At 64.2% G+C, this 23,620-nt stretch carries 25 protein-coding genes; 10 read left to right on the top strand and 15 right to left on the bottom strand.

The window, feature by feature from the left end; translation table 11 throughout:
* Positions 1 to 49 precede the first annotated feature (49 nt).
* The 5 genes from FJW10_RS08165 to FJW10_RS08145 all read left to right on the top strand — a co-directional run bounded on the left by FJW10_RS08165 (position 50) and on the right by FJW10_RS08145 (position 5,561).
* Positions 50 to 925 (top strand): transglutaminase family protein, encoded by an 876-nt coding sequence (locus tag FJW10_RS08165; RefSeq protein ID WP_140899677.1) that lies wholly within the window; start codon positions 50 to 52, stop codon positions 923 to 925.
* A gap of 91 nt (positions 926 to 1,016) precedes the next feature.
* Entirely contained in the window at positions 1,017 to 2,108 is a 1,092-nt protein-coding gene (locus tag FJW10_RS08160) for a DNA topoisomerase IB (protein ID WP_140899676.1), read from the top strand.
* A gap of 110 nt (positions 2,109 to 2,218) precedes the next feature.
* Positions 2,219 to 2,593, top strand: a complete 375-nt coding sequence (locus FJW10_RS08155; protein ID WP_140827563.1) for a YciI family protein — start codon at positions 2,219 to 2,221, stop codon at positions 2,591 to 2,593.
* Positions 2,590 to 3,864 carry an RNA polymerase sigma factor gene (locus FJW10_RS08150; protein WP_140899675.1) on the top strand — a complete coding sequence of 425 codons (1,275 nt, stop codon included), beginning with the start codon at positions 2,590 to 2,592 and terminating at the stop codon, positions 3,862 to 3,864. Before FJW10_RS08155 ends, FJW10_RS08150 begins: the two co-directional genes overlap by 4 nt.
* Before the next feature lie 182 nt (positions 3,865 to 4,046).
* A complete protein-coding gene (locus FJW10_RS08145) occupies positions 4,047 to 5,561 on the top strand; it encodes an aldehyde dehydrogenase family protein (RefSeq protein ID WP_140827570.1) in 1,515 nt (504 codons plus the stop codon).
* Between the two features lie 85 nt (positions 5,562 to 5,646).
* On the opposite strand, the gene FJW10_RS08140 is transcribed toward FJW10_RS08145, so the two are convergent.
* The 6 genes from FJW10_RS08140 to FJW10_RS08115 form a co-directional block, all read right to left on the bottom strand.
* Complete coding sequence (locus tag FJW10_RS08140; protein WP_140827573.1) at positions 5,647 to 6,723, bottom strand: ABC transporter ATP-binding protein; 1,077 nt, start codon at positions 6,721 to 6,723, stop codon at positions 5,647 to 5,649.
* Positions 6,710 to 7,648, bottom strand: a complete 939-nt coding sequence (locus FJW10_RS08135) for a PfkB family carbohydrate kinase (RefSeq protein ID WP_140827577.1) — start codon at positions 7,646 to 7,648, stop codon at positions 6,710 to 6,712. The genes FJW10_RS08140 and FJW10_RS08135 overlap by 14 nt, the downstream gene beginning before the upstream one ends.
* Positions 7,648 to 8,664, bottom strand: a complete 1,017-nt coding sequence (locus tag FJW10_RS08130) for an SIS domain-containing protein (protein ID WP_140827581.1) — start codon at positions 8,662 to 8,664, stop codon at positions 7,648 to 7,650. The genes FJW10_RS08135 and FJW10_RS08130 overlap by 1 nt, the downstream gene beginning before the upstream one ends.
* Positions 8,665 to 8,666: 2 nt before the next feature.
* Positions 8,667 to 9,512 carry a carbohydrate ABC transporter permease gene (locus FJW10_RS08125; RefSeq protein ID WP_140827585.1) on the bottom strand — a complete coding sequence of 282 codons (846 nt, stop codon included), beginning with the start codon at positions 9,510 to 9,512 and terminating at the stop codon, positions 8,667 to 8,669.
* Complete coding sequence (locus FJW10_RS08120) at positions 9,512 to 10,396, bottom strand: sugar ABC transporter permease (RefSeq protein ID WP_140827589.1); 885 nt, start codon at positions 10,394 to 10,396, stop codon at positions 9,512 to 9,514. The genes FJW10_RS08125 and FJW10_RS08120 overlap by 1 nt, the downstream gene beginning before the upstream one ends.
* A gap of 87 nt (positions 10,397 to 10,483) precedes the next feature.
* The gene (locus tag FJW10_RS08115) at positions 10,484 to 11,722 is read right to left on the bottom strand and encodes an extracellular solute-binding protein (RefSeq protein WP_140827592.1); all 1,239 of its coding nucleotides are present in this window, start codon (positions 11,720 to 11,722) and stop codon (positions 10,484 to 10,486) included.
* A 223-nt stretch (positions 11,723 to 11,945) separates the two neighbouring features.
* Between FJW10_RS08115 and FJW10_RS08110 the strand changes: the two genes are divergently transcribed.
* A complete protein-coding gene (locus FJW10_RS08110; protein ID WP_140899674.1) occupies positions 11,946 to 13,148 on the top strand; it encodes an ROK family transcriptional regulator in 1,203 nt (400 codons plus the stop codon).
* A 6-nt stretch (positions 13,149 to 13,154) separates the two neighbouring features.
* Here the strand turns inward: FJW10_RS08110 and FJW10_RS08105 are convergent, their stop codons facing one another.
* Both FJW10_RS08105 and FJW10_RS08100 read right to left on the bottom strand, forming a co-directional pair.
* Positions 13,155 to 14,048 (bottom strand): hypothetical protein, encoded by an 894-nt coding sequence (locus FJW10_RS08105; protein WP_140899673.1) that lies wholly within the window; start codon positions 14,046 to 14,048, stop codon positions 13,155 to 13,157.
* Positions 14,049 to 14,136: 88 nt separating this feature from the next.
* Entirely contained in the window at positions 14,137 to 15,003 is an 867-nt protein-coding gene (locus FJW10_RS08100; RefSeq protein WP_140827602.1) for a hypothetical protein, read from the bottom strand.
* Positions 15,004 to 15,311: 308 nt separating this feature from the next.
* Between FJW10_RS08100 and FJW10_RS08095 the strand changes: the two genes are divergently transcribed.
* The 3 genes from FJW10_RS08095 to FJW10_RS08085 all read left to right on the top strand — a co-directional run bounded on the left by FJW10_RS08095 (position 15,312) and on the right by FJW10_RS08085 (position 17,364).
* The gene (locus FJW10_RS08095) at positions 15,312 to 15,590 is read left to right on the top strand and encodes a hypothetical protein (protein WP_140899672.1); all 279 of its coding nucleotides are present in this window, start codon (positions 15,312 to 15,314) and stop codon (positions 15,588 to 15,590) included.
* A gap of 175 nt (positions 15,591 to 15,765) precedes the next feature.
* Entirely contained in the window at positions 15,766 to 16,428 is a 663-nt protein-coding gene (locus tag FJW10_RS08090) for an SDR family NAD(P)-dependent oxidoreductase (RefSeq protein ID WP_210239787.1), read from the top strand.
* A gap of 174 nt (positions 16,429 to 16,602) precedes the next feature.
* Positions 16,603 to 17,364: an SDR family NAD(P)-dependent oxidoreductase gene (locus tag FJW10_RS08085; RefSeq protein ID WP_140899671.1), complete on the top strand. Its 762-nt coding sequence runs from the start codon at positions 16,603 to 16,605 to the stop codon at positions 17,362 to 17,364.
* 109 nt (positions 17,365 to 17,473) lie between these two features.
* Here the strand turns inward: FJW10_RS08085 and FJW10_RS08080 are convergent, their stop codons facing one another.
* A complete protein-coding gene (locus FJW10_RS08080; RefSeq protein ID WP_140827614.1) occupies positions 17,474 to 18,025 on the bottom strand; it encodes a carboxymuconolactone decarboxylase family protein in 552 nt (183 codons plus the stop codon).
* Between FJW10_RS08080 and FJW10_RS08075 the strand changes: the two genes are divergently transcribed.
* Entirely contained in the window at positions 18,024 to 18,923 is a 900-nt protein-coding gene (locus tag FJW10_RS08075; protein ID WP_246674156.1) for an AraC family transcriptional regulator, read from the top strand. The two genes, FJW10_RS08080 and FJW10_RS08075, sit on opposite strands and share 2 nt — an antisense overlap.
* A 553-nt stretch (positions 18,924 to 19,476) precedes the next feature.
* Here the strand turns inward: FJW10_RS08075 and FJW10_RS08070 are convergent.
* Genes FJW10_RS08070 through FJW10_RS08045 form a run of 6 tightly spaced genes read right to left on the bottom strand, consistent with a single transcriptional unit; the run spans position 19,477 to position 23,578 of the window.
* The gene (locus FJW10_RS08070) at positions 19,477 to 19,947 is read right to left on the bottom strand and encodes a GNAT family N-acetyltransferase (RefSeq protein WP_140899670.1); all 471 of its coding nucleotides are present in this window, start codon (positions 19,945 to 19,947) and stop codon (positions 19,477 to 19,479) included.
* The gene (locus FJW10_RS08065) at positions 19,944 to 20,414 is read right to left on the bottom strand and encodes a MaoC/PaaZ C-terminal domain-containing protein (RefSeq protein ID WP_140899669.1); all 471 of its coding nucleotides are present in this window, start codon (positions 20,412 to 20,414) and stop codon (positions 19,944 to 19,946) included. The genes FJW10_RS08070 and FJW10_RS08065 overlap by 4 nt, the downstream gene beginning before the upstream one ends.
* On the bottom strand, positions 20,411 to 20,842 hold the full coding sequence (locus FJW10_RS08060) for a MaoC family dehydratase N-terminal domain-containing protein (protein WP_140899668.1): 432 nt from the start codon (positions 20,840 to 20,842) through the stop codon (positions 20,411 to 20,413). The genes FJW10_RS08065 and FJW10_RS08060 overlap by 4 nt, the downstream gene beginning before the upstream one ends.
* Positions 20,839 to 21,642 (bottom strand): ABC transporter permease, encoded by an 804-nt coding sequence (locus FJW10_RS08055; protein WP_181177455.1) that lies wholly within the window; start codon positions 21,640 to 21,642, stop codon positions 20,839 to 20,841. The genes FJW10_RS08060 and FJW10_RS08055 overlap by 4 nt, the downstream gene beginning before the upstream one ends.
* Positions 21,639 to 22,535: an ABC transporter permease gene (locus FJW10_RS08050; RefSeq protein WP_140899666.1), complete on the bottom strand. Its 897-nt coding sequence runs from the start codon at positions 22,533 to 22,535 to the stop codon at positions 21,639 to 21,641. The genes FJW10_RS08055 and FJW10_RS08050 overlap by 4 nt, the downstream gene beginning before the upstream one ends.
* Before the next feature lie 23 nt (positions 22,536 to 22,558).
* Complete coding sequence (locus FJW10_RS08045) at positions 22,559 to 23,578, bottom strand: extracellular solute-binding protein (protein ID WP_181177454.1); 1,020 nt, start codon at positions 23,576 to 23,578, stop codon at positions 22,559 to 22,561.
* Between the last annotated feature and the right edge of the window lie 42 nt (positions 23,579 to 23,620).

The raw sequence follows: 23,620 nt of genomic DNA, 5'->3' as shown, positions 1-23,620 counted from the left end.
CGCAATTCCGGACGCAAAACCTCTGCGCGCTTTTGCTGGAATTGCTTTAATGCTCTACGATATCAAACTCCATCTGCATTACGACTATGCCGCCGCCGCCGGCGGCGGACGGCACCAGGTGCGCGTCATGCCGCAGACGATCGCCGGCGTGCAGCGCGTGATCGCGGCCTCGCTGTCCTTCCAGCCGTCGCCGGCCGAACGCGCCGATTTTTCCGATTTCTTCGGCAACAACGTCACATCGATCGCCTTTCGCGACGCGCATGAGACGCTCGACATCCGAATGAGCGCGCGCGTTTCGGTCTCGCGGCCTGAGCCGGGTCTCGATGTCTCGCCGGATATAAACGGGCTAAGGTCGGAGCTCGATGTGGTGCGGTCACTCTCGCCGTCCGCGCCGCACCATTTCCTCGCCGCCAGCGATCATGTAGGCATCGACGCGGCGATCACGGCCTATGCGCGGGACAGTTTGCAGGGGTCAACCGTCGCCACGGCGGTCGATCTCTGCAACCGCATTCATCGTGACTTCACCTATGACGGCAAGGCGACGACCGTGCAGACCCGGGCCAGCGATGCGTTTGCCCTGAAGCGCGGCGTCTGTCAGGATTTCTCGCATATCATGATCGCCGGCCTGCGCGGGCTTGGCATCCCGGCCGGTTATGTCAGCGGCTTCCTGCGCACGATCCCGCCGAAGGGCAAGCCGCGGCTTGAAGGCGCGGATGCCATGCATGCCTGGGTCAAGGCCTGGTGCGGACGCGACGCCGGCTGGCAGGAGTTCGACCCGACCAACGGCATGCGGGCGAGCAACGACCATATCACGGTCGGCTACGGCCGCGACTATTCCGACGTGGCGCCGATCGTCGGCGTGCTGAAGACGACAGGCGGTCAGGTCGGCGAGCAGGCGGTCGACGTCATTCCGGTGGCAGCGTGACGCGACGGCGTCGATGGTGCGCATCGCCGTTTGCATCCGGAACCAGTCATCGGCGAGCGGCTTTATCTACGGATAATTTCGCGGAGCCCGCATGTTGCAGCATTCACAATTGTCCTCGGGCCGTTCAACGCGGAACGAGGAAACTCGAAGGAACGGTGCGCAAGATTCGGCCGAGCGAGCGTCGCTCAGCTATGTGAGTGATACCGATCCCGGCGTCCGACGACTGAGAAAAGGCAAGGGATTTTCCTATGTCGGTCCGAACGGACGCGCGGTCAGCGCGCAGACCCTTGCCCGCATCAAGGCGATCGTCATTCCGCCGGCCTGGACGGATGTGTGGATCTCGCCCGATCCGGACGGCCATATCCAGGCGACAGGCCGGGATCAGCGCGGCCGTAAACAGTACCGCTATCACCCGCAATGGACCGAGGAGCGCGACGGCGTCAAATATTCCAGCCTCGTCGCCTTCGCCGAAAGCCTGCCCGCGCTGCGGCTGCAGATCGATGCGGACCTGCGCCGCCACGGTCTGCCCATGGAGCGCGTCGTCGCCTCGGTGGTCTGGTTGCTGGACAACACCCTTATCCGCATCGGCAACGCAGCCTATGCGCGGGACAACAAGAGTTTCGGGCTGACCACGCTGCGCGACCGCCATGTCGAGATCACGGGCTCCAGCCTGCGCTTCGCCTTCAAGGGCAAGTCGGGCAAGGAATGGAAGCTGAAGCTGGTCGATCGCCGCATCGCCAAGATCGTGCGCGGCGCCCAGGACCTGCCCGGACAGAAGCTGTTCCAATATCTCGATGAGAATGGCGACCGGTGCCCGGTGCGCTCGGAGGACGTCAACCGCTATATTCGCGAGGCATCCGGCGCCGATTTCAGCTCAAAGCATTTCCGCACCTGGGGCGGCACGATCCATGCGGCGTCGCTGTTTGCCGGGACCGAGCTGCCGGAAAGCAAGACGCGGCAAAAGCGGATGATCAACAGTGTCGTCGACAAGGTCGCCGAGCGGTTGGGCAATACCCGTGCCGTCTGCCGCAAATGCTACATCCATCCGCTGGTGTTCGAGGCATGGAGCAAAGGGCGCCTGCTCGACGAAATGGCCGGGGCCAACAAGCGCAAACGCCGGATATCCGGCCTCGATGAGGAAGAAACGCTGGTGCTCAGATGGCTGCAGGCGCGCGGCGCCTGACAGGCAGGCGCGAAGGCAGCCAAGTCCGGGCTCCCCCGATAAATTTTTTTATCGACCTTGTGTCGGGAAGGGTCCTAGTGTCGCGTCCTTTGATACGGAAAGGACGCACCATGCTCTACGCCATCCTCTGCTACGCTTCCGAAGACGTCGTCTGCTCCTGGAGCAAGGAACAGGACGACGAGGTCATGGCAAAGATCCTCAACGTGCAGGACAAATACGCCAAGGCGGGCCGGCTCGGCCCCGTGGCGCGCCTTCTGCCGACGACCGCGGCGACCACGCTGAGAAAGGTCAAGGGCGAGGCGGTCGTGCTGGACGGCCCGTTCGCCGAAACCAAGGAACAGTTCCTCGGCTTCTACACGCTCGAATGCGACGATCTCGACGAAGCGGTCGCATTCGCGCGCGAGCTCTCCGAGGTCAATCCGAGCGGCGGCTCTTACGAGATCCGGCCGGTTTCGATCTTCAATCCCACAAAGGTAGCGGTATGACCGAGCTTGCCTGGATAAGCACGGCGATCGGCAACGCCCGTCCGCAGGCGATGGGCGCGCTGCTGCGCTACTTCCGCGACCTCGACGCCGCGGAAGAGGCTTTCCAGGATGCTTGCCTGAGGGCACTCAAGAACTGGCCGAAGAACGGGCCGCCGCGCGATCCCGTCGCCTGGCTGATCTTTGTCGGCCGCAACAGCGGCATCGACGCCGTGCGCAAGCGCGCCAAGCAGGCGCCGATGCCGGAAGAAGACCAGGTCTCCGATCTGGAGGACGCCGAGAGCGACATCGCCGAGCGGCTCGACGGCGCGCATTACCGCGACGATATCCTGCGGCTTCTGTTCATCTGCTGCCATCCGGATCTGCCGGCGACGCAGCAGATCGCGGTGGCGCTGCGCATCGTCTCCGGCCTTACCGTCAAGCAGATCGCGCGCGCCTTCCTGGTCGGCGAGAGCGCCATGGAACAGCGCATCACCCGCGCCAAGGCGCGCATTGCCGATGCCGGCGTGCCGTTCGAAACGCCAGGCGCGGTCGAGCGCTCGGAGCGGCTCGCCGCTGTCGCCGCGATGGTCTATCTGATCTTCAACGAAGGCTATTCGACCAATGGCGGCGAGGCACCGGCCCGCGCGCCGCTCTGCGAGGAGGCGATCCGGCTTGCCCGTCTGCTGCTCAGGCTCTTCCAAGCCGAGCCGGAGATCATGGGGCTGACCGCGCTGCTCCTGCTGCAGCACGCGCGGGCGCCGGCGCGTTTCGACGAGAATGGCGAGATCGTCCTGCTCGAGGACCAGGACCGCTCGTTATGGAGCCGCAAGATGATCGACGAGGGCCTGGCGCTGGTCGACAAGGCGCTGCGCCACCGCAAGCCCGGCCCCTACCAGGTTCAGGCGGCGATCGCGGCGCTGCATGCGCGGGCGGCGACGGCGGAAGATACAGACTGGACCGAGATCGACCTGCTCTACGGTCTGTTGGAGCAGATGCAGCCTTCGCCCGTTGTGACGCTGAACCGCGCCGTGGCGGTCAGCAAGGTGCGCGGCCCGGAAGCCGCGCTCGCCATGATCGAGCCGCTGGAAGACAGGCTCTCGGGCTATTTCCATTTCTTCGGCCTCAGGGGTGGGCTGCTGATGCAGCTTGGCCGCAACGAGGAGGCGCGCGTTGCCTTCGACCGCGCCATCGCTTTGGCCAATACCGCCGCCGAGGCGGCGCATATCCGCATGCATATCGACCGGCTGATCAAGGAAAGCGCCGAGAAATCCTCGATCCGGAAGGCGCACTGATACGGCTTCGCTGCTTGGCCCAATTTCGCGACCCGGGCTTGGACCATGCCGGGGTGGCGGTTTTTCCCCGAAACGAGTAAATGCCACGCCATGAAGCGCCCGGCTGTGCCCTGCGGTACGGACACGACACGGCGCATGGCTTCCATTCCCGCTCACGAATCGCGGGATCTGAAAGGGATAAAATGACACTGGCGAAGGAAACGGCTGCACTTCTTGAGAAACTCGGCGTTGCCAAGGATGCGCTTTCGGACGGCGACCTTGTCGTGCGCAGCCCGGTGACGGGCGAACAGATCGCGGCGCTGAGATCGATTTCGGCCGCCGATGCCGGCCAGGCCATCGATGCCGCGCACAGGGCCTTCCAGGCCTGGCGGCTGGTGCCGGGGCCGAAGCGGGGCGAACTGGTGCGTCTGCTCGGCGAGGAGTTGCGCGCGCATAAGGACGAGCTCGGCCGCCTGGTGTCGATCGAGGTCGGCAAGATCCCGTCCGAGGGTCTCGGCGAAGTGCAGGAAATGATCGACATCTGCGACTTCGCCGTCGGTCTCTCCCGGCAATTGTATGGCCTCACCATCGCCACCGAACGCCCCGGTCATCGCATGATGGAGACGTGGCATCCGCTCGGCGTCGTCGGTGTGATCTCTGCCTTCAACTTCCCGGTCGCGGTGTGGTCGTGGAATGCAGCCCTTGCCTTCGTCTGCGGCGATGCGGTGGTCTGGAAGCCGTCGGAAAAGACGCCGCTGACCGCACTTGCCTGCGAGGCGATCTTCAAGCGCGCCGCCAAGCGTTTCGGCAAGGATGCGCCGGCAGGGCTGCTGCAGGTGCTGATCGGCGACCGCGTCGCCGGCGAGGTGCTGGTCGACCATCCCAAAGTGCCGCTGGTCTCGGCCACCGGCTCGACGCGCATGGGCCGGGAGGTCGGTCCCAGGCTCGCCAAGCGTTTTGCCCGTGCCGTGCTGGAGCTCGGCGGCAACAATGCCGGCATCGTGACGCCCACCGCCGATCTCGACATGGCGCTGCGTGCCATCGCCTTCGGCGCCATGGGCACGGCCGGCCAGCGCTGCACCACGCTCAGGCGCCTGTTCGTGCATGACAGCGTCTATGACGCGCTCTTGCCGCGGCTGAAGAAGGCCTATCAGTCCGTCTCGGTCGGCAATCCGCTGGAAGGCAAGGCGCTGGTCGGCCCGCTGATCGACAAGGCCGCCTTCGACAACATGCAGAAGGCGCTGAAGGAAGCTGAGGCGCATGGCGGCAAGGTGACCGGCGGCGCGCGCGTCGAGAACGGCCATCCGGACGCCTATTACGCGCATCCGGCGCTGGTCGAGATGCCGAAGCAGGTTTCGCCGGTGACGGAAGAGACCTTCGCGCCGATCCTCTATGTGATGAAATATTCCGATTTCGACGAGGCGCTCGACCTGCACAATGCGGTGGCGGCGGGCCTGTCGTCGTCGATCTTCACTCGTGACCTGCAGGAATCGGAGCGCTTCCTGGGCGTCGATGGCTCTGACTGCGGCATCGCCAACGTCAATATCGGCACCTCGGGCGCCGAGATCGGCGGGGCGTTCGGTGGCGAGAAGGAGACGGGCGGCGGTCGCGAGAGCGGCTCGGACGCCTGGAAGGCCTACATGCGCCGCGCCACCAACACGGTGAACTTCTCCAAGGCGCTGCCTTTGGCGCAGGGCGTGTCGTTCGACATTGACTGAGGACGAAGCGACGGGTCAGCCCGCACTCGCGAGCTGACCCGGCCGACTATCGATCGGGTCATGCAGGCGGAAGGCGGGCGACCGCTCAGAAAGCCTTGCCGGTTGCCGGATCGAACAGGCGGAGCGCGCCCGCATCGAAGACGAACGCGCACGGCTGGCCCTTGGCGACACGGGCTTGGGGCGGCAGGGTCGCCGTCAGCCTTTGCGCGCCGACCCGGGCGGTGGTGACCTGTTCGGGGCCTGTCAGTTCGACGACGTCGATCTCGACGGGCAGCGACAGTTCCGCGCCGCTGCCCGGTCCAAGGCGGAGCGCTTCCGGCCTGATGCCGACCACAACTGAAGCATTGTTGCGGGCCGCGTCGGTGTAGCGAGCCGGAATCGCCAGCCGCGCATCCGTGCCTGCAATCGCCAGCTTGCCGTCCTCGACGGTCGCTTCCAGCCTGTTCATCGACGGGGCGCCGACGAAGCCCGCGACATAGAGCGTCGCCGGATGGTTGTAGATATCTTCCGGCGTGCCCAGCTGTTCGATGCGGCCGTCGCGCATGACGGCGATGCGGGTCGCCAGCGTCATCGCCTCGATCTGGTCATGGGTGACGTAGACGACCGTGGTGCGCAGCATTTCATGCAAGCGCTTCAGTTCGGTGCGCATTTCCAGCCGCAGCTTGGCGTCAAGATTGGAAAGCGGCTCGTCGAACAGGAAGACCTGCGGCTTGCGCACCAAAGCGCGGCCGATGGCGACGCGCTGGCGCTGGCCGCCGGAGAGCTGGCCGGGCTTGCGGTCGAGCAGGTTCTCGATCTGCAGCAATCTTGCCGCCTCGCGCACCGCCTTGTCGCGCTCGGCGGCGGGGACTTTGCGCATTTCAAGGCCGAAGCCGATGTTGCGGCTGACGGTGAGGTTCGGATAGAGCGCGTAGGACTGGAAGACCATGGCGATGTCGCGGTTCTTCGGATGCACGCCAAGCACCGACCGGCCGCCGATCAGCACATCGCCGCTGGTTGCCTCGGCGAGACCGGCGATGATGTTGAGCAAAGTGGACTTGCCGCAGCCCGACGAACCGAGCAGCACCAGGAACTCGCCGTTTTCGAGCGCGATGTCGATGCCTTTCAGCGTCTCGACGCTGCCGTAATTCTTGCGGACATCGCGAATTTCAAGCGCGCTCATGAACAGCATCCTCGAACTGGATCGGCCCGCCATAATCGCGGGGCAAGGTTGAAATGGCGCGCGAGGCCACAAGGATGGCGGCGGACAGGCATTTCACCAACGATTGCCCCTGTGCCAGTGCCGCCAGGAAGGCGGCGTTGAAGACATCGCCGGCGCCGATCGTGTCGATGACGGCGACTCGAGGTGCCGGCACTTGAATGAGCTCGCCGTCGGCGCCGATGGCGATCGCGCCGTCCGGCCCGCGCTTGACGACGACCGTCGCTCCGTCCTTCATGCCGTCGCGGATCTTGCGCGCGGCTTCCGATGGACTTGCCAGGCCGGCCAGCGTGGTCGTCTCGACTTCGTTGAAGAGGGCCAGGGCGCAGCGCGACAGCCAGCCGCGCGCGGCGGTGCAATTCGCTTGCGTCCAGCCGTCGATCGGCCAGCCTGTGTCGAGCGCAACGGCGATGCCATGCGCTTCGGCCCAGTCGAAGAAAGCGTCGTAATCGCGCGTCAGGTCGTCGGTGAGGAAAGAGCCGCAGAGCAGCGCGTGGCCGCCAGCAAGCCGATTGCCGTCCAGCACGGAGAGCACGTCAGCCAGGCTGAAGCGGGGCAGGTGGCCGCGCGTGGTGAAGAAGGTGCGCTCGCCATCTGGATGGGTCATGCCGACCGACAATGTCGTGCCTTCGGGACGAACCGGCCATTTCTGCGCGCGGCGTCCGAAGGCTTCGCGCAGCCAGCGCCCGAACTGGTCGTCGCCGATGTTGGCGGCGATGTCGAAGTCGATGCCCAGCGCCTGCCAGGCAAGCGCGGTGTTGCCGGCCTGGCCGCCGACGCGCAGGTCGTCGTGATCGACGACGGTTTCCGTGCCCGCTTTCGGCCACGGCGCGACCGGGCCGACGATCAGGTCCACATTGACGTTGCCGATCACCGCGAGCGGCCGCATCACTCGCTCCTGGTGATCTTGGTGGTGCGCACCGGCGTTCCGGCATTCTCGACGCGGGAATCGGCGAAGGCGATCATCAGGCGTTGCGCAACCGGCAGCATGGCAAAGATCGCCGCCAAGCCCGTGACGGGCTTGAAGGCGAGCGTGACCGCGCCCGCGACCGGCGGCTTGCCAGAAGCGTCGAACATGACCAGCGGCGCGCCGGTCTCGACCGCCGAAACGGCCATGGCGGTCACCAGCTCCGCGGTCGGGTCGTCGCCGCGGAAGAGGACGACGCCGATCTTGGGCCCGAGCATCTCCATCGGCCCGTGGCGAAGCTGACCGCCTTCGAGCGAAAAGCACGGCAGGCGCGACAATTCGGTCAGGCCGAGCCCCAGCGCCTCGGCGAGGCCCTGCAGCCTGCGGCCGGAGGTCACGACGGTCGCGACCGTGCTCAGCGCCGCGAGCGCGGCATCGATCCCGACCGTCTCCGTCGCCTTGAGCACCGCGAGCGCGGCGGCGGGGTCCTCGCCGAGCGCGGCGAGAATGGCGAGGTGCAGGGCGAAGGTCACGGTCAGGCTGCGGGTCGCGGCAAAGGCAAGCTCGGTGCCGCCGGCGCCGACGAGGCAAGGCACCGTACGGCCGAGGAAGGAACCGGCCTCCAGCGTCAGGCCGAAGGTTTCAGCGCGGTCGCCGGTCTCGTCAAACCAGCGCAGCACCTCGGCGCTCTCGCCGGACTGCGAGGTGACGATCACCGTCTTGCCGTCAAGCGGCAGCGGCTGGCCAAGCTGCTCCGAGAGCGGCAGCGCGATGGCGTCGATGCCTTGCGCGCGATAGAGCGGCTCGACGGCGCGCGCGACGGCATGCGAGGCGCCCATGCCGAGCAGGACGAGCCTGCCGTTCTTCCTGATCGAGGCGGCTACCTTGGCGGCGGCCTCTCGATTGCTCTCGAACGAGGCAAGCGCATCCTCATGCTGACGCGCCATCTCGCGGTCGATTGCGACAAGCCCTGCCGGACGTTTCTTCTCTGCAGTCATGATTATCCTTTCACTCCGCCGCTGGTAAGGCCCGAGATCAGCGCGCGTTGCATGACGAGGCCGATCAGCACCGGCGGCAAGGCCGCGAGCACGCCGGCGGTGGCGATCAGTCCGTAGTCGGAAACGCGGCCGCCGGCGAGATCGGCGATGGCGACCGTCAGGGTCTTTGCCCGCTGGTCCGAGGTGAAAAGCAGGGCGTAGAAGAACTCGTCCCAGGCAAGCAGCACGGCAAACAGCGCCGATGTCGCCACGACAGGCGCCGCCAGCGGCAAGGTGATGATGCGCCAGGTCTGGAGCAGCCCGGCCCCGTCGATCATCGCCGCGGCCTCGATCTCGCGCGGGATGGCATCGAAGCCCGATTTCATCAGCCAGGTGGTGAAGGGCGCGAGGATCGTCAGATAGATCAGCGCAAGGCCGAAGATGTTGTTGAGCAGGCCGAGATAAGACAGGCCCATGTAAAGCGGCACGGAGAGCGCTACCGGCGGCAGCATATAGGTTGCGATCACCATCGACAGCGACCAGCCCACCGAAGGGGTGCGCGAAACGGCCCAGCCGGCCGGCACGGCAAGGACAACAGCGGCAAGCGTCGCCATGCCGGCGACTTCCAGGCTGTTGCGCAGCGAAGCGGTGAAGGCGGCGCCGGCGCTGTTTTCGGCCGTCGACAGAAGCTGCGCGTAACGGGAGAAGTCGGCCGCCTGCGGCCACCAGCGCAGCGGCTTGGCGGCAAGATCGGCGGCCGGCGATATGCTCATGACGAAGAGCCAGGCGAGCGGGGCCAGGATGACGGCGGCAAGCAGGATCGCGCAGGCATAGACAAAAGCGGTGAAGACCGGGCTCTTGCGTTCCATCAGACGGCACCCCCCGCGGTTTTCTTGACCAGCGTCGCATAGGCGACGGCGAGCACGGTGACGAGCAAGGTGACGATCAGCGCCAGCGATGCGCCGGAGCCTGCGCGCTGGAAGGAGAAGGCTTCCTGATAGACGAGGATCGACAGCGAGCGTGTGCTGTTGGCCGGGCCGCCGCGGGTCATGACCCAGATGATGTCGAAGACCTTGAAGGCCTCGATGGTGCGCAGCACGAGCGCCACCATCAGCGGGCCGGCAAGATAGGGCAGGATGACGAAGCGAAAGCGGTTGAACGGGCCGGCGCCGTCGACAAGCGCCGCGGCGGTGATGTCGCGCGGCACCGCCTGCAGGGCGGCGAGCGCGATCAGCGCGACAAGAGGAAAATTCTTCCAGCAGTCGGCGACGATCAGCGCCGCGAGCGCCGTGCCGGGCTCACCCAGCCAGGAGCGATAGTCATCGATGAGATGGAGTTGGGTCAGCGCCGCGTTCAGCGCGCCATATTCGGGATTGTAGATCAGCCGCCAGAGCGTCGCGTTGACGACGGTGGGCAGCGCCCATGGCAGGATCATCAGCCCGCGCAAGACGGCGCGGCCACGGAATTCCTGATTGAGCAGAAGAGCCGCAAGCACGCCGATCACCATCTCGGCGGCGACCGAGATGACCGCAAACCAGGTGGTTGTGACCAGCGTGCGGCTGAAGTTCGAGCTCGTCAGCATCTTGGTGTAGTTGTCGAAGCCGACGTAATTGCCAGCCGTGCCGACCAGCTGGGCGTCGGTGAAGGAGAGCCTGATCGTATCGACCAACGGCCAGCCGATGACGGCGACCATGATCACCAGAAGGGGCAGCATCAACAGCCACGCGCGAGTCGTCATCCAGGTGCCTGACATCGGAGGCGCCTCTCTTCCTTCATCCGGTCGGAAATAGCACGGGCGGCGCTCATGTATGAGGCCGCCCGCCCGTCGGGGAACGCCGGATCAGAGGCCGCTGTTTTCAGCAGCGGTCTTGAGCGCGTCTTCCGGCGCCGCCTGGCCGAGCAGCGATTCCTGGATCGCCTGCTGCAGTGCCGTCGACAGCTGCTGATATTTCGGCGTGGTCGGGCGCGGATACATCGCGGCGAGACCGAGCTTGGCGGCGGCGATCAGTTCTTCCTGGCCCTTGGTGACGGCCGGATCGTCATAGGACGAGGCCCAGATCGGCAGCGAGAGCTTGGCATACTGGTTCTGCGTCGCCTGCGAGGTCATGAACTCGATGTATTTCCAGGCCTCGTCCTGGTGCTTCGACACCGCGGTGACGCCAAGGCCCATCGAGCCGTTGACGGCCGAGACCTCGCTGGTGCCGGCAACGCCCGGCGCCGGCACCACGCCGACCTTGCCCGCGACCTTGGAGTCCTTCGGATCGTTGGCCATGTTGTACATGTAGGTCCAGTTCAGCGCGAAGGCGGCATCGCCGTTCTCGAACACCTTGCGGACGTCTTCTTCCAGGAATTCCTTGGAATTCGGATTGGTGAGGCCCGACTTGTAGCTGTCCACCATGTATTTCAGGGCCGATAGGCCGCCGCCGTTCTGGAAGTCGGGCTTGCCGTCCTTGAGGAAGTCGCCGCCATAGGCGCTGACCAGCGTGGTGTAGTCGCAGACAGCGGCTTCGGCCTGCGACCAGCTCCAGGCGATCGGCGTCTTCAGCAGGCCCTTGTCCTGGATGATCTTGGCCTGCTGGCCGAGCTCTTCCCAGGTCTTCGGCGGCGCCTTGATGCCGGCCTTTTCAAGGATTTCCTTGTTATAGAACAAATACTTGGTGTCGAGGATCCACGGCATGCCATAGTACTTGCCGTCATACTGGACGGTGGTCCAGGCGCCAGGCAGCACGCCCTTCTTCATGTCGTCGGTGATCTTCGACGAGACGTCGACCAGCACCTTGTTGGTCGCATATTCGGCCGGCCAGATGACGTCGAACAGCACCACGTCGTAGCCGCCGCCGGATCCTTGAGCGAGCACGGTCTTGTCGTGCAGGCCTTCATAGGGAACGAATTCGAGATTGACCTTGATGTCCGGATTAGCCTTGGTGAAGGCCTCCGTCATCGAGCGCACGTCGGCCTCGCTGTAGGCGGCCTGCGCCATGAAGAGCGCGTTCAACGTGGTTTCGGCGAAGGCGTGGGGGACGAACAGCCCGCCGACGAACACCGCGCCCAGAAGTGTCTTACCGATCGATTTCAGCATTTGTCTTTCTCCCATTTTCGACAACTGCGAGTGGGCGGCCAGGACTGCGCCGCTTCCCCAAATTCGCATCGCGTCTGACTGGATCCGTCCCCAACGGCGTGCGGCGGAGCCCGAAAGCTTTTGCCGTCTTTTTGTAGCGCCGCGCGGGTCTCACCTATTAAGTCAACTCGCTTGACTTAATTAGTCGATCAATCCTTTAATGGAGTCAAGAGGGGAAACGACGGTGCACGACATCAGCCCGATCCGTGCCAAAAGCGGCACCAACCAGGAGGGTACCAGCGCGCATAACCGCCGCGTCATGATCGAGGCGCTGCGGCTCAACGGCGCGCTTTCGCGCGCCGACCTGGCGCGGGCGACGCAGCTTACCAAGCAGGCGGTTTCCAACATCATCGAGGATCTCGAGCGCGACGGGCTGGTTGTCGCGCTGGATGCGGTGCGCAAGGGCAGGGGGCAGCCCTTCACGCCCTACCGGCTGGTTCCCGAGGGAGCCTTCGCCATCGGACTGCAGATCGACCGGCATTTGACGCGCGTCGTGGTGGTCGACCTCGTCGGCAAGGTGATCGCGCGCGCCGAGGCGGGGCTGCCGCTCGACGAGCCTTCGGCGGGTGTCAAGATCATCCTCGGCCTTGTCGATCGCGTCAGGCGCGAGTTGGCTTCCTTGTTTGCCCAGTCCGAGCGGCGTCTGGTCGGGTTGGGCGTCGCCATGCCGGGACCGTTCGGGCTGAAGAACCCGGACAACAAATGGATGATGCCGGCCTGGCAGCAATTTCCGCTGGTGCAGGCGCTTGCGGCCGGCGCTGGGCTCGATGTCGGCCTGCAGAACGACGCGGCGGCCTGCGCGACTGCGGAGCGGATCGTCGGCGCGGCGCATGGCGTCGATCACGCCGTCTGCCTTTATGTCGGTTACGGCATAGCCGCCGGGCTGATCCTCAACGGCGAACTCTATAGCGGCGGCAACGGCAATGCGGGCGAGATCGGCATGGCGTTGCTTGCGCCGGCCGGCCCCGGTTCCACGCCGCTCGAACACCGTGCATCGCTGGCCTCGCTCTACCAGCATCTCGGCCTCGACCCCACCGAGAGGGGGCTCTACGAGACGCTCGGCGCGCTGGCGCTTGCGCGGGATTCGCGGGTCATGGGCTGGGTCGAGAAAGCCGCGTCCGACCTGCGCTGGAGCGTGCATCTGATCGAAACGATCTTCGATCCGCAAACCGTCATCCTCACCAGCAGCGCGCCCGAGGCGCTGGCCCGGCTTCTGCTTGAGGCCATGCATCCGCTGCTGCCGTCGATCTCGGATCGTCCCGTCCGACGCCTGCCTCGGCTGCAACTCGGCACCACCGATCCCTGGGCGATCGCCGTGGGCGCCGCTGCAGAGCCGATCAGCCGGGCCTTCGATCCGCGTTTTTCCGCCATCCTGAAGGCCGGATAGAAGCGGTCAGCCCATCCTTTGCGTCGCGGTGGCGGCGAAAGCCGCGTCGATGATGGCGAGCTTGACCGCCTGCGCGGTGAGGTATTCGCCGTAGAATTCGTTCGAGATCCACATGACGGAATGGCCGCGCTGCCCGAGCCAGCCGACGCTGCCGAGTGCCTCGGCGTCGCGCAACTTGCGCGCAAGGTGGGTGCGCGACAGCTTCAGCCATTTGGCGAAGTCGCCGATCGACAGCACGCCGGTCGGGATCCGCTCCTGGCCGGCATTGTCGGGGTCGACGCCGGAGATCAGCCAGTCCATGACGACGCCGCCATTGTTGAGCCAGGTGAACAGCGAGAAAGTCTGTTGCGGCTCGCGCACCGGCACGGAGGAAATCAGGCCGTCCGCGATCAGCGGCTGCAGCTTGGCAAGCATCTGCGGCCTTGCCTGGAACGTTTCCAGCCGGTTCCCGCCGTCAAGGGCATCGAGCGTGCTCAGATGGATCTGGATCCAGCCGATCAACGGCTCCAGGGTCATGGCGGGCAGTTGCAGGGGGCGAATGCGGCCGTCATCGGCCGTCGGCCCGGTCTCGAGGAAATTATAGTGCTGCATTTCCTTGATGAAGGCATGAGCCGTGTTTCGGCTTGCCACCGCATGCTGAACGGTGACGTCGGCAAAACGCGCCGCGGTCAGTTCCTTTCGATAGTCGCTGGGATCCCTGCGGAAATGCAGGGCAAGACCGATATGCGCCATCAGCCAGCGTTGCTGGGTGGCAAAGACCGAGGAGGCTCGCGGGTTTCCTTGATAGGCCTGCTGCATCGCCACGGCTTGCGCGCGCACGCAAGCGGGCAATGCCGGGTGACCGGCAATGTCTTCATAGGTCAACGCACCCTCCCAGCTTCCACCCAAAGATGCTGTCATGCTCGCACGTTGCGGATAGCAGTTTCGGCCGTCACCCGCCAGCGCGGGCGGGCGCCGATTTTGCGCTACGTCGCGCCGAGTTTGACGATCAGCGGTCCTTCAGAGCCGAGAGACAGGCTTCGAAGGCTTCGTCGACCACGGCGAGCTTGGCTGCCTGGACGGCCATGTACTCGTCGAAGAAAGCTCTCGAAACCCACATCACGGAATGACCGCGCTGGCCGACCCAGCCGATGCTGCCGAGCGCCTCGGCATCATAGAGTTTGCGCGCCAGATGCGTGCGTGAGAGCTTCAGCCAGTGCGCGAATTCGCTGACCGAGATGACGCCGGTCGGTATCTTGTCGAGATGGACGTCCTCCGGATCGATGCCGCACATCAGCCAGTCCATGACGATACCGCCGTTATTTAGCCAGATAAATAACGAAAAAGTCTGTCCGGGCTCCCGCACGCCGTCGCTGGCGAGCAATCCGTCGGCGATCAGCGGCTGCAAGACAGGCAGCATTTCGGGTCGCTCGAGGAAGGCTGCCAGCCGGATTCCGCCGTCTATGCGGTCGAGAGTCGTCAGATGCGCGTAAATCCAGCCGGTGAAGGTCTCGATGGTGCCCGCCGTGACCCGCATGGGGTGGGCGCGGCCATCGCCGCTGGCCGAAATATATTCGGCGATGTCGTAGTGCAGCATCTCCTTGACGAACGCCTCGGCGGTGTTGCGGCTGGCCACCGAGTTGCGGCGTACGACCTCGATGAAACGTGCCATCGTCATTTCGGTGCGGCGGTCGTTGGGATCGCGCCGGAAATGCAGCGCCAGGCCGACATGGCCGAGCAGCCAGCGCTGCTGGGTGGCAAACACGGCGGCCAGCCGCGGGCTCGTTTCGTAAATATGGATGAGCGCCTTGGCCTGTTCCTGGACACCGCGAAGCGCTGCCGGATGACGGGCGATCTCTGCGGCACTCAGCGGCATTTCCTGCGGCACTCCATGCGATTCCAAGCAACGACAAATGAAGATTTCCAGTCTTCGCCGATTGTGTCCAGTTGCCCATTGGAACAACGGTCGAATAAGTGGTGCATTCCTTGCTAACTCTTTGCACCGGTTTGGGAAAGCCGTCCCGATAATAGTCGGGCCGCCGCCCTCCCTTGAATCGACGAATCCCGCAAGCAGGCATAGGTTCCGCGCCATCGGGGCTGCGGGGGGCGGCTGGCGTTGGTCATAATCCGCGCGGCCTTTGCAGCCCGCGGCCGGCGGCCTATCGTGACGGTTGATGGCCGGCCATGGCGCCGCGCGAGGCCTTCCTTGGCGAGTGGCTGCGGCAGCCGCGGATTGCGCTGCTCTCAGCCGGATCGAGCGGCATTGCCGGCTACGGCGTGGCGCGCCGGTGCCGGGAAGGCTTCAAGGTCGGGTCGCTGTTCGCCGACGCGACGGACGTGGCCTTGGCAAGGGTGGCGGATCTCCCGGACGCAACGGCCGGCAAGGAATTGCATGTCGACGTGCCGGCCGGCCAGGTTCAATTCACCGCCATGCTTCAAGCCGCCGGCTTAGTTCCGGGCTGAGGACGACATGCATGTACAAGGACGGCAAGCCCGGCAACGCCCCCTCGACGGTTTCGGCGTCACGACGCTCGAACCGGGATGATCGCGTTGAGATCATTGTTTTGCCTGGCTGGTCCATGCGAATGGCCCAATGACGTGGTTGCCTTTGCCGGCTGCGTTTCGTGGAGGTTATCGAATGGCTGGAAGGACGGTCCTGATCGCCGGCGGCGCTGGAGGAATGGGTCTGGCGACCGGACTGCGCTTCGCCGCTGACGGCGAGCGGATCGCGCCCGCCGATCTTGCCGGCCCCAAGCTCGACGCCGCCGTGGCGAAGATTGCCGCGACCGGGGCGGACGCGATCGGTTTGCCGCTCGACATCCGCTCCGTCGCCGCCTGCCGCGACGTGGTGGGCAAGGCCAGGGAATGGGGCGGCGCCATCGACATTCTCGTCAACGCCGCAGGAGTCTGGCTCGAGGGGCCAGCAAGCGAGGTCGAGGAGGAGCAGTGGGACCTGGTGCTGGACGTCAATCTCAAGGGCGCGTTCTTCTTGATCTCGGTCGCGATCCCGCTCCTGTCGGCCGCGCAAGGCGTGATCGTCAACATCGCCTCCGACGCCGGCATCGTCGGCAACAATGGGGCGGCCGTCTATTGCGCCTCGAAGGGCGGGCTGGTGCTTTTGACCAAGGCTCTCGCGCTAGAGCTCGCCCCGCAAGGCATCAGGGTCAATGCCGTCTGCCCCGGCGACACGGCAACGCCGATGATCGAATATCAGGCCAACCTATGGCGCAGACGACCCCGACGGCTACAAGCGCCGGCTCCTGGGGCACTATCCGCAAGGGGACAGAGCAAGGTTCATTGAGGTGGAGGAGATTGCTTCCTTTATCCACTATCTTTGCCAGCCGGGCGCGGCGCCGATCACCGGGGCCGCGCTTTCGATCGATTTCGGCGTCACCGCCGGTTATTGAACCGTTGCGGTTCATCGCGGGTGTGATTGGTCGCGCCGGCATGTCGGCACCTTTATCCTGGAGGGCAAATGGTCGTGTTTTGCAAATCTCGCAAGGCGCTGGTGACCGGCGCGGGCGCCGCCGACGGCATCGGTATCGCGATCGCGCGTGCGCTGGGCGAGGCCGGTCTTTCGGTCACCATCACCGCTTCGTCCGCACGCGTCGAGCAACGAGCGGCGGAATTGCGGGGGGAGGGGCTCGATGTCCGCGCTTTCATGGCCGACCTGACGCTCTCCGGCGATGTCGAGCGGTTACGTGCCGAAACCAGCGAAATCGACATCCTCGTCAACAATGCCGGGATGGGCACCGTCGCCCAGCCGGCGTTGCAGCGGCGGTTTCTCGATCTCAGCGAAAGCGAATGGGACCGCGGCATCGATGTCAGCCTGAAAACCGCCTTTTTGAGCACGCGCGGATTTCTGGCCGGCATGGTGCAGCGCGGCCATGGGCGGGTCGTCAACATGGCCTCGGTGACGGGGCCTTACGTATCCAATGAAGGCGAGGCCGCCTATTCCGCTGCCAAGGCCGGCATGGTCGGCCTGACGCATGCGCTTGCCCTGGAGGTCGGCCGCAGCGGCGTCACCGTCAATGCCGTGGCGCCGGGGTGGATCGCGACGGGCGCCTCGACGCCGGAGGAACTTGTCGCTGCCCGGAACACGCCGCTAGGCCGCGCCGGCAGCCCCGCGGAAGTCGCGGCCGCCGTGCTGTTCCTGGCATCCGACGCAGCCAGTTATGTCAACGGCGCCGTTCTCGTCGTGGACGGCGGCAACATCCTGCAGGAACGCAAGGGCTGACCGCGAGGGCGAAGGGATTGGTCGGGGCCGCGTAGGTCGCAGCCTGCGTTTGAACGTTTGGGGCAAACGGGCACGGCGCCGGAAGGATTGTGCGCCGCGCCCATCGGGGTCAGGCGGCAGAACGCAGTTCGACGTCGACCTTGGGGAAGTCGATCTCGGTCAACGCGACGTTGTTGGTGTAGTTGGTCAACACATTGATCGCGACGTTTGCGATAATCTCGACAATGTGCGCATCGCCGAGACCGGCCGAACGCGCTGCGACAAGATCCGCATCCAGGACCTGCCCGCGCACGTCGATGAGACGGCGCGCGAAGGAGGCGACGGCAGCGTCGAGCGCGCTTTCTGCCTTGCCCTCACGGGCTTGGCGAATACCTTCCGGGGACAAGCCAGCGCCCTTGCCCATCAGCGTATGTGCTGAGAGACAATAGGAGCATTCGTTCGCCTGCCCGACAGCGAGCGAAATGATCTCGCGTTGCTTCGCCGTGAGCACGCCCTTGCCAAGGGCCTCGGATAGAGCGAGGTAGCCGTTCAGCACGGCCGGCGATTGGGCGAAGGTGGAAAAAAGATTCGGCACCATGCCGAGCTTGGCTTTGACGCCCACCAGCGTGGTGCGGACGGCGGCGTCGGCATGGGCAGTGTCGATGGGAGCGATACGGGGCATGTCAGAGTTCCTTGTGTTGATTGTCCACCATTCCTACATGGAGGACTTCAGGCGCTCTTTGGTGCCAATAATTTTGCTGATCGTCCCAATGGACCCGTTGGCCGCCCTCTTTACCCATGTCACTCCGAGCGCTCGGACGTTCTTCACCGGGAATCTGTGTCAGGCGCTGCGATTCTCTGGCGCGGGTCATCTGCACCTGCTCAAGGCAGGCGAGCTCACGGTCAGCCGGAGCGGAGAGGCCGATCTCGAATTCTTTGAGCCAACCCTGCTGTTTTTTCCGCGCGGGCTGACCCATGACTTCGCAGTTGACCCCAAGCGCGGGGCCGACCTCGTCTGCGCAACCGTGGAACTCGGGGGCGCGGAGGGCAATCCCATTGGATTGGGCCTGCCAGAGTGCGTGGTCCTGCCGCTCGCAGAGCATCCAGCGCTGCGGCCGGTTTGTGACCTGCTGGTCGGCGAAGCGTTCGCGGAGGGTGGTGGCCGCCAGACGGCGCTGGACCGGCTCTTCGAGTATCTTCTGATCCTGATCGTGCGACACGTCATTGAGTGCGGCGTTGTTTCGACCGGTGTGCTCGCCGGGCTCGCCGACCCACGCCTCGCCAAAGCGCTGACGGCGATACACGAAGCGCCGAGGAAGCCCTGGAAGCTCGAGGAACTCGCCGAGGTCGCAGGCATGTCACGCACGCGTTTCGCCGAGTATTTTCGGAAGCTGGTCGGCCGCACACCGATTGAATACTTGACGGTCTGGCGCATGACGATCGCGCGCCAGCTTCTTGGCAAGGGGAAGCCGGTCAAGAGCGTCGCAGCACAGGTCGGTTACGACAGCGCGGCCGCCTTCTCGCGCGTGTTCAGCCGGGTCACCGGGCACCCGCCGCGCGACATTGGCCAACCACAGTAGGATGCCCGCCGAAGCCTTCGGCGAGGCTGGCGGGTCCATTGCCTCCTGGCGGTCGGAATGGTCTTAGTAGGATTTTCGGTGGATTGATCAGTCACCGGCTGTTGCCGTCTATCGAAGCCCTCGGTATCGCACGGGCGATCCTCTTGACAGGGAAGTTGATGGCCCAGCATTGAAATTGCTGATCAATCTCGACTGGAGGCGTTACCATCCAGCCACTATTGTCTCTTTATTTCAGTACCTTAGTGAAAATCTGGTAGCGGGAGAGCGCTACCGCCTTCCTCCCCCACTCGGAGAGCATGAGATATTTTCTACAGTGTCGGGCGTGATGGGACCTGTCTCGGTGTTGCAAGGACCGGTAGGGAACGGGAGAGTCTGACCCCAAAGCTATCCACGACGCGAACGGCAGCTTTGCGCCTCAAAATCGGCCATTCAAGCGGCCAACTACCTATACCAAAAGCAGACCTCTCTGGCGCGGTCGATGAGGTGCGCTGCCCCCACCTCGGCACCGATCGCCGTCTATCGGACGCTCCAAACCCGACGCAACTCCGACGGTTTAGGGATCGACCAGGTTCAGATCGTAGCGCAGGTAGTCCATGCGTTTGGCTAGCTTGTCGTAGAGCCGCTGGGCCGTATAGTTGTCGGACTGCGTCATCCAGAAGATCTTGAACCAGCCGGCATCCAGGCCAAGCTGACTGAGGTGGGCGATCATCGCTTGGGCTATGCCCTGGCCGCGGCTCTCGGCAACCACATAGATGTCCTGCAGGTAGCAGGCGTCGCCATTGCTCCAGGTGAAGGGGAAGGCGAGGAAGAGCGTGAAGCCTTTGGGTACGTCTTGCGCGTCCACCGCGACAATGCAGCGAAGGCCTGAGGCGGGGTCCATGATCCGGCCCCAGTTGCGCTCGCCCATGGCATGGTTGCCGGGCTCGCCCGGCGCGAGCGAGACGAAGTCACGCCACATGTCCAGAAATGCCGCGCGATCTTCGGCCTCCGCTGGGCGCACGGATATGGCGCTGACGGTCATCATGTACCTTCCTGATTTTCCTCGCGCGCCGTGCGCGCTTGCTCTGAACGTGCCCGAGGCGCATCGCCAACAATATTGCCGGTCAGCACGCGTGCCGTTCCCGAAAGAACGACATCGCCGTTGCCTCGTTGCAACTCGACAACCAGGTCCGCTGTCTGCCCCCCGCTCCCTCTCGTCAGGACATGGATGGACCTGCAATGAGCGGTTAGCACATCGCCCGGCCACACGGGGATGTGGAAGCGAACCGTATAGCGGCGGACGCTGCCAGGCCCGAACCAGTTCGTCAGCGCGGAGGCCAACATTCCGGCGGACAGCATGCCGTGCGCCATGACGTCTGGCAGTCCGGCTTTTGCCGCGAACTCATGGTCGTGGTGCAGTGGATTGAAATCACCCGACGCGCCCGCATAGCGAACAAGATCGCTGCGTGTCAGCGGGCCGTAGACGACGGGGTCGCGCGGCCGGAGCGTCACGCCTGCTCTCCTGGCTTTTCGATCGTCGCTTTTTCGATCGTTGTCATGGTCTCGCGACAAACCAGATTGCCGGTTGCCGCGGACAAGAACTCGACCTCGGTTGTTATCACCCGCATCGACCCGCCACGGCGTCCCGTCTTGGTCTCGTCGCTCAGCATGCGAGCACGACAGCGAAGCCGGTCGCCGGATCTCATCGGCTCGAAATACTCGTAATCCTGTTCGCCATGGACCGTTCGCGAGCGATCGAGGCCGAGCATGCCGGTGATCAGTCTTTCCACGAAATCCGCCGAGGCGACCGCGGGAAAGGTCGGGGGAGCAATGTCGGCATTCTCCGAATGGACATCCTGTACCGCGCGCGCGAACTCTCGGACCTTGCCGGCCTCGACAACGAAATCCCATTCTTCCAGAATATCGCCGGCCACGATCATGTCATGCCTTCCCGCAAGGCGCTGTTGCGGCGGGTGAGCAGCAAGAGCACCGCCAGCGCCAGAATATTGAAAGCAATCAGCAGGGTCGCAACGGCCGTAATCGTCGGGTTGATCTGTATGACCAACTCGTTGAACATTCGCTTCGGGATGGTCATGTGGGTCCCCGCGATGAACAGCGTCACCACCACCTCGTCGAAGCTCATGACGAACGAGAATATCCACGCCGCCGCCGCCGAAGGCGCCATGTTCGGCAGCACGACCCGCGTCAGGATCTGAAGCTGCGAGGCGCCGAGCGTTGCCGCCACCTGCTCGATGCGGACATCGAAGCTCCTGAACGCCGCCTGCATGATCAGGACGACGTAAGGCACCGCCAGGATCGTATGGCCCAGCACGAGGCCGAAGAACGTGCCGAGCAGGCCGATCCGCGCGAAGAAGATGTAAAGCGAGACCGCGGTGATGATGGAGGGCAGGATCATAGGGGCCATGAAGTTCGCTTCGAGAAAGCGTTTGCCTCGGAAATCGCCACGCACCAGGACATAGGCAGCGAGCGTTCCGCAGACGAGCGCTATGCTGCTGGAAAGCGTTGCGAGAATAAGCGAATTCGTACCCGCCTCGATCCAGACCGGATTGCCGAACAGGCTCTCATACCAGCGCAGCGACAGCGCCGCCGGCGGAAACTCCAGCGATCTCGCGTCCGAAAAAGACATCGGCGCAACGATCAGCACAGGCAGGCAAAGGAACATCAGGACGGCCGATCCGACAACGCCAAGCCAGAGATCGGAGAAGGAAGTTCGCTTCATGCCTGACCTCGCTCGCGAAGCCATTGGTAGACGGCATAGAGTGAAAGCGTGATCGTCATCAGCACCACCGAGATCACTGCCGCGATTTCCCATTGCGCGAAGCGATTGATGAGCAGGTCCATCATGTTGGAGATCAATGGAAAACGACCGCCGCCCAGAACCGCTGGTGTGATGTAGAAGCCGAGGCTAAGAATGAAGATGAGAATGGCGGAAGCGGCAAGCGCCTGAAGCGTCTGCGGGAAAAAAATTTGCCAGAAGATCCGCGTGCGGCTGGCGCCGAGCGTTTCGGCCACCTGCATGAGCCGCCCGTCGACCCTGATCATCGCCGCATAGAGCGGCAGGACGAGGAAAGGCAGCAGCACGTTCGCCATGCCGATCAGGATGCCGATCTCATTGTAGAGGAATTCGACGGGGCGGGTGGTCAGCCCGAGGCTGAGCAACGTCTTGTTGACGAGCCCTCCATTGCCGAGGATCACGATCCAGGCATAGGTGCGCACGAGGATCGAGACCCAGAAGGTCATGACGACGATGCCGAGCACAAGCATGCGCAGGCGAGGCCGGAGCCTGGTTGTCCAATAGGCGAGGGGATAGCCTAGCAATACCGTGACGATCGTTACCTCGAGCGCCACGACGAGCGTGCGCCAGATGACGTGGGAATAGACGTTCGACTGCACGAAATCACTATAGAACCGGGTGGTCAGCGTGCCGGTCTTCGAATCGTCGATGCTCCAGTAGGCGGTGTTCAGCAACGGAAGATCGAAGACCGCCAGCATGAGCAGCGCCATCGGCGCCAGGAGCACAACGAGATCGAGTTTCGAGCGGAAAGACGAGCGCAAGGGCGCGGCGACCTTTCGGGTCGTCGCGTCCTCGAGGGCGATGGAAGCATCGGACATGGATGGCTTCGCTGCGGTCTTCGTCACTGCGCCAACTTGAACTCGTTCCAGCGCTTCTCGACCTCGGCGGCGTGGTCGTACCACCACTGGCCATTGATCAGCCACTGGACCTTCTTGTTGTCGGCGGATGTCGGGAAGGTCTTGAGCACTTCAGGCGTCACGATCTTCTCAAGCTCCGGGCTCGCACCGGGATAGGGCAGGAAGCCGAGTATGCACTTCTGCACCTCGGCGTTGCTCTGCAACTTCATCCAGGCGTAGAGCATGTCGCGCTGTTCGTCCGAAATGCCCTTGGCCACCATCCACCACGAGATGTCTAGCATGCCCTGATTGTAGGTCGACTCAACGCCTTCCTGACCGAGCACGCGGCCCGACCATGCGATTGCGTACTGGACCTCGTTGTCCTTCAGCAACTGGGCTGGCTGTGCGCCCGACTGCCACCAGATCGTATCCGTCTTGATCCGCTCCAGGGTCTTGAAGGCGCGATCGAGGTCGACGCCCTTTTTCACGTCCTCGGGCGTCATGCCATCGCCCATGGCCGCAAAGGCAAGAACGAATTCGGGATAGTCCGGCAGCGCCCGCTTGCCGGGGAATTTTTCCGTGTCGAAGAAGTCGACGAAGTTCTGCGGTGCCTTGGTGTCCTTGCGCCAGGCCATGATCGTGGAGTAGTAGCTGGCCCCGAAGCCGTTGGCATTCTTCGCTTCGTCGAACATGGGCTCGGGATTGAGCTTCGCCCAGTCGATCGGCTCGAGCAGGCCCTCGGCGGCCAGCCGGTACATGTCGCCGGTCGAGCCGTCGGTCACCGTGTTGGTGATGACGCCGGATTTCGCCTGCGCGGCGATCTTTGCGTAACCGCCGGGAGTCTCGGTGATCACCTTGATGTTGGCGTCCTTGAGAAGCGGGCCGTTGACGCATTTGTCGAGCGCATCGCCATACTCGCCGCCCGAATTCATGATGTGAAGTTCCCTGGTCTGCGCCATGGACTGCGTCGAGGTGATCAACGCGATGGCACAAACGAGTGAGATGTTCCCCAGCAGTTTTTTCATTTTCATCACCTTTGTTCCGTTTGGATCGACAGAGATGGAATG

Source organism: Mesorhizobium sp. B4-1-1, from assembly GCF_006439375.1.
GTDB lineage: Bacteria > Pseudomonadota > Alphaproteobacteria > Rhizobiales > Rhizobiaceae > Mesorhizobium.
Note: the sequence above shows the minus strand (reverse complement) of the source record. Positions and strands in the feature narration are given on the sequence as shown.

Coding starts and splice junctions, on each gene's coding strand:
- FJW10_RS08155 (WP_140827563.1), top strand. CDS start 2,219: ATGCTCTACGCCATCCTCTGCTACGCTTCCGAAGACGTCGTCTGCTCC.
- FJW10_RS08085 (WP_140899671.1), top strand. CDS start 16,603: ATGGTCGTGTTTTGCAAATCTCGCAAGGCGCTGGTGACCGGCGCGGGC.
- FJW10_RS08125 (WP_140827585.1), bottom strand. CDS start 9,512: ATGGAACGCAAGAGCCCGGTCTTCACCGCTTTTGTCTATGCCTGCGCG.
- FJW10_RS08160 (WP_140899676.1), top strand. CDS start 1,017: ATGTTGCAGCATTCACAATTGTCCTCGGGCCGTTCAACGCGGAACGAG.
- FJW10_RS08140 (WP_140827573.1), bottom strand. CDS start 6,723: ATGAGCGCGCTTGAAATTCGCGATGTCCGCAAGAATTACGGCAGCGTC.
- FJW10_RS08145 (WP_140827570.1), top strand. CDS start 4,047: ATGACACTGGCGAAGGAAACGGCTGCACTTCTTGAGAAACTCGGCGTT.
- FJW10_RS08080 (WP_140827614.1), bottom strand. CDS start 18,025: ATGCCCCGTATCGCTCCCATCGACACTGCCCATGCCGACGCCGCCGTC.
- FJW10_RS08095 (WP_140899672.1), top strand. CDS start 15,312: ATGGCGCCGCGCGAGGCCTTCCTTGGCGAGTGGCTGCGGCAGCCGCGG.
- FJW10_RS08105 (WP_140899673.1), bottom strand. CDS start 14,048: ATGACAGCATCTTTGGGTGGAAGCTGGGAGGGTGCGTTGACCTATGAA.
- FJW10_RS08045 (WP_181177454.1), bottom strand. CDS start 23,578: ATGAAAAAACTGCTGGGGAACATCTCACTCGTTTGTGCCATCGCGTTG.
- FJW10_RS08100 (WP_140827602.1), bottom strand. CDS start 15,003: ATGCCGCTGAGTGCCGCAGAGATCGCCCGTCATCCGGCAGCGCTTCGC.
- FJW10_RS08150 (WP_140899675.1), top strand. CDS start 2,590: ATGACCGAGCTTGCCTGGATAAGCACGGCGATCGGCAACGCCCGTCCG.
- FJW10_RS08090 (WP_210239787.1), top strand. CDS start 15,766: ATGGCTGGAAGGACGGTCCTGATCGCCGGCGGCGCTGGAGGAATGGGT.
- FJW10_RS08050 (WP_140899666.1), bottom strand. CDS start 22,535: ATGTCCGATGCTTCCATCGCCCTCGAGGACGCGACGACCCGAAAGGTC.
- FJW10_RS08115 (WP_140827592.1), bottom strand. CDS start 11,722: ATGCTGAAATCGATCGGTAAGACACTTCTGGGCGCGGTGTTCGTCGGC.
- FJW10_RS08130 (WP_140827581.1), bottom strand. CDS start 8,664: ATGACTGCAGAGAAGAAACGTCCGGCAGGGCTTGTCGCAATCGACCGC.
- FJW10_RS08060 (WP_140899668.1), bottom strand. CDS start 20,842: ATGATCGTGGCCGGCGATATTCTGGAAGAATGGGATTTCGTTGTCGAG.
- FJW10_RS08055 (WP_181177455.1), bottom strand. CDS start 21,642: ATGAAGCGAACTTCCTTCTCCGATCTCTGGCTTGGCGTTGTCGGATCG.
- FJW10_RS08165 (WP_140899677.1), top strand. CDS start 50: ATGCTCTACGATATCAAACTCCATCTGCATTACGACTATGCCGCCGCC.
- FJW10_RS08075 (WP_246674156.1), top strand. CDS start 18,024: ATGTCAGAGTTCCTTGTGTTGATTGTCCACCATTCCTACATGGAGGAC.
- FJW10_RS08120 (WP_140827589.1), bottom strand. CDS start 10,396: ATGTCAGGCACCTGGATGACGACTCGCGCGTGGCTGTTGATGCTGCCC.
- FJW10_RS08070 (WP_140899670.1), bottom strand. CDS start 19,947: ATGATGACCGTCAGCGCCATATCCGTGCGCCCAGCGGAGGCCGAAGAT.
- FJW10_RS08135 (WP_140827577.1), bottom strand. CDS start 7,648: ATGCGGCCGCTCGCGGTGATCGGCAACGTCAATGTGGACCTGATCGTC.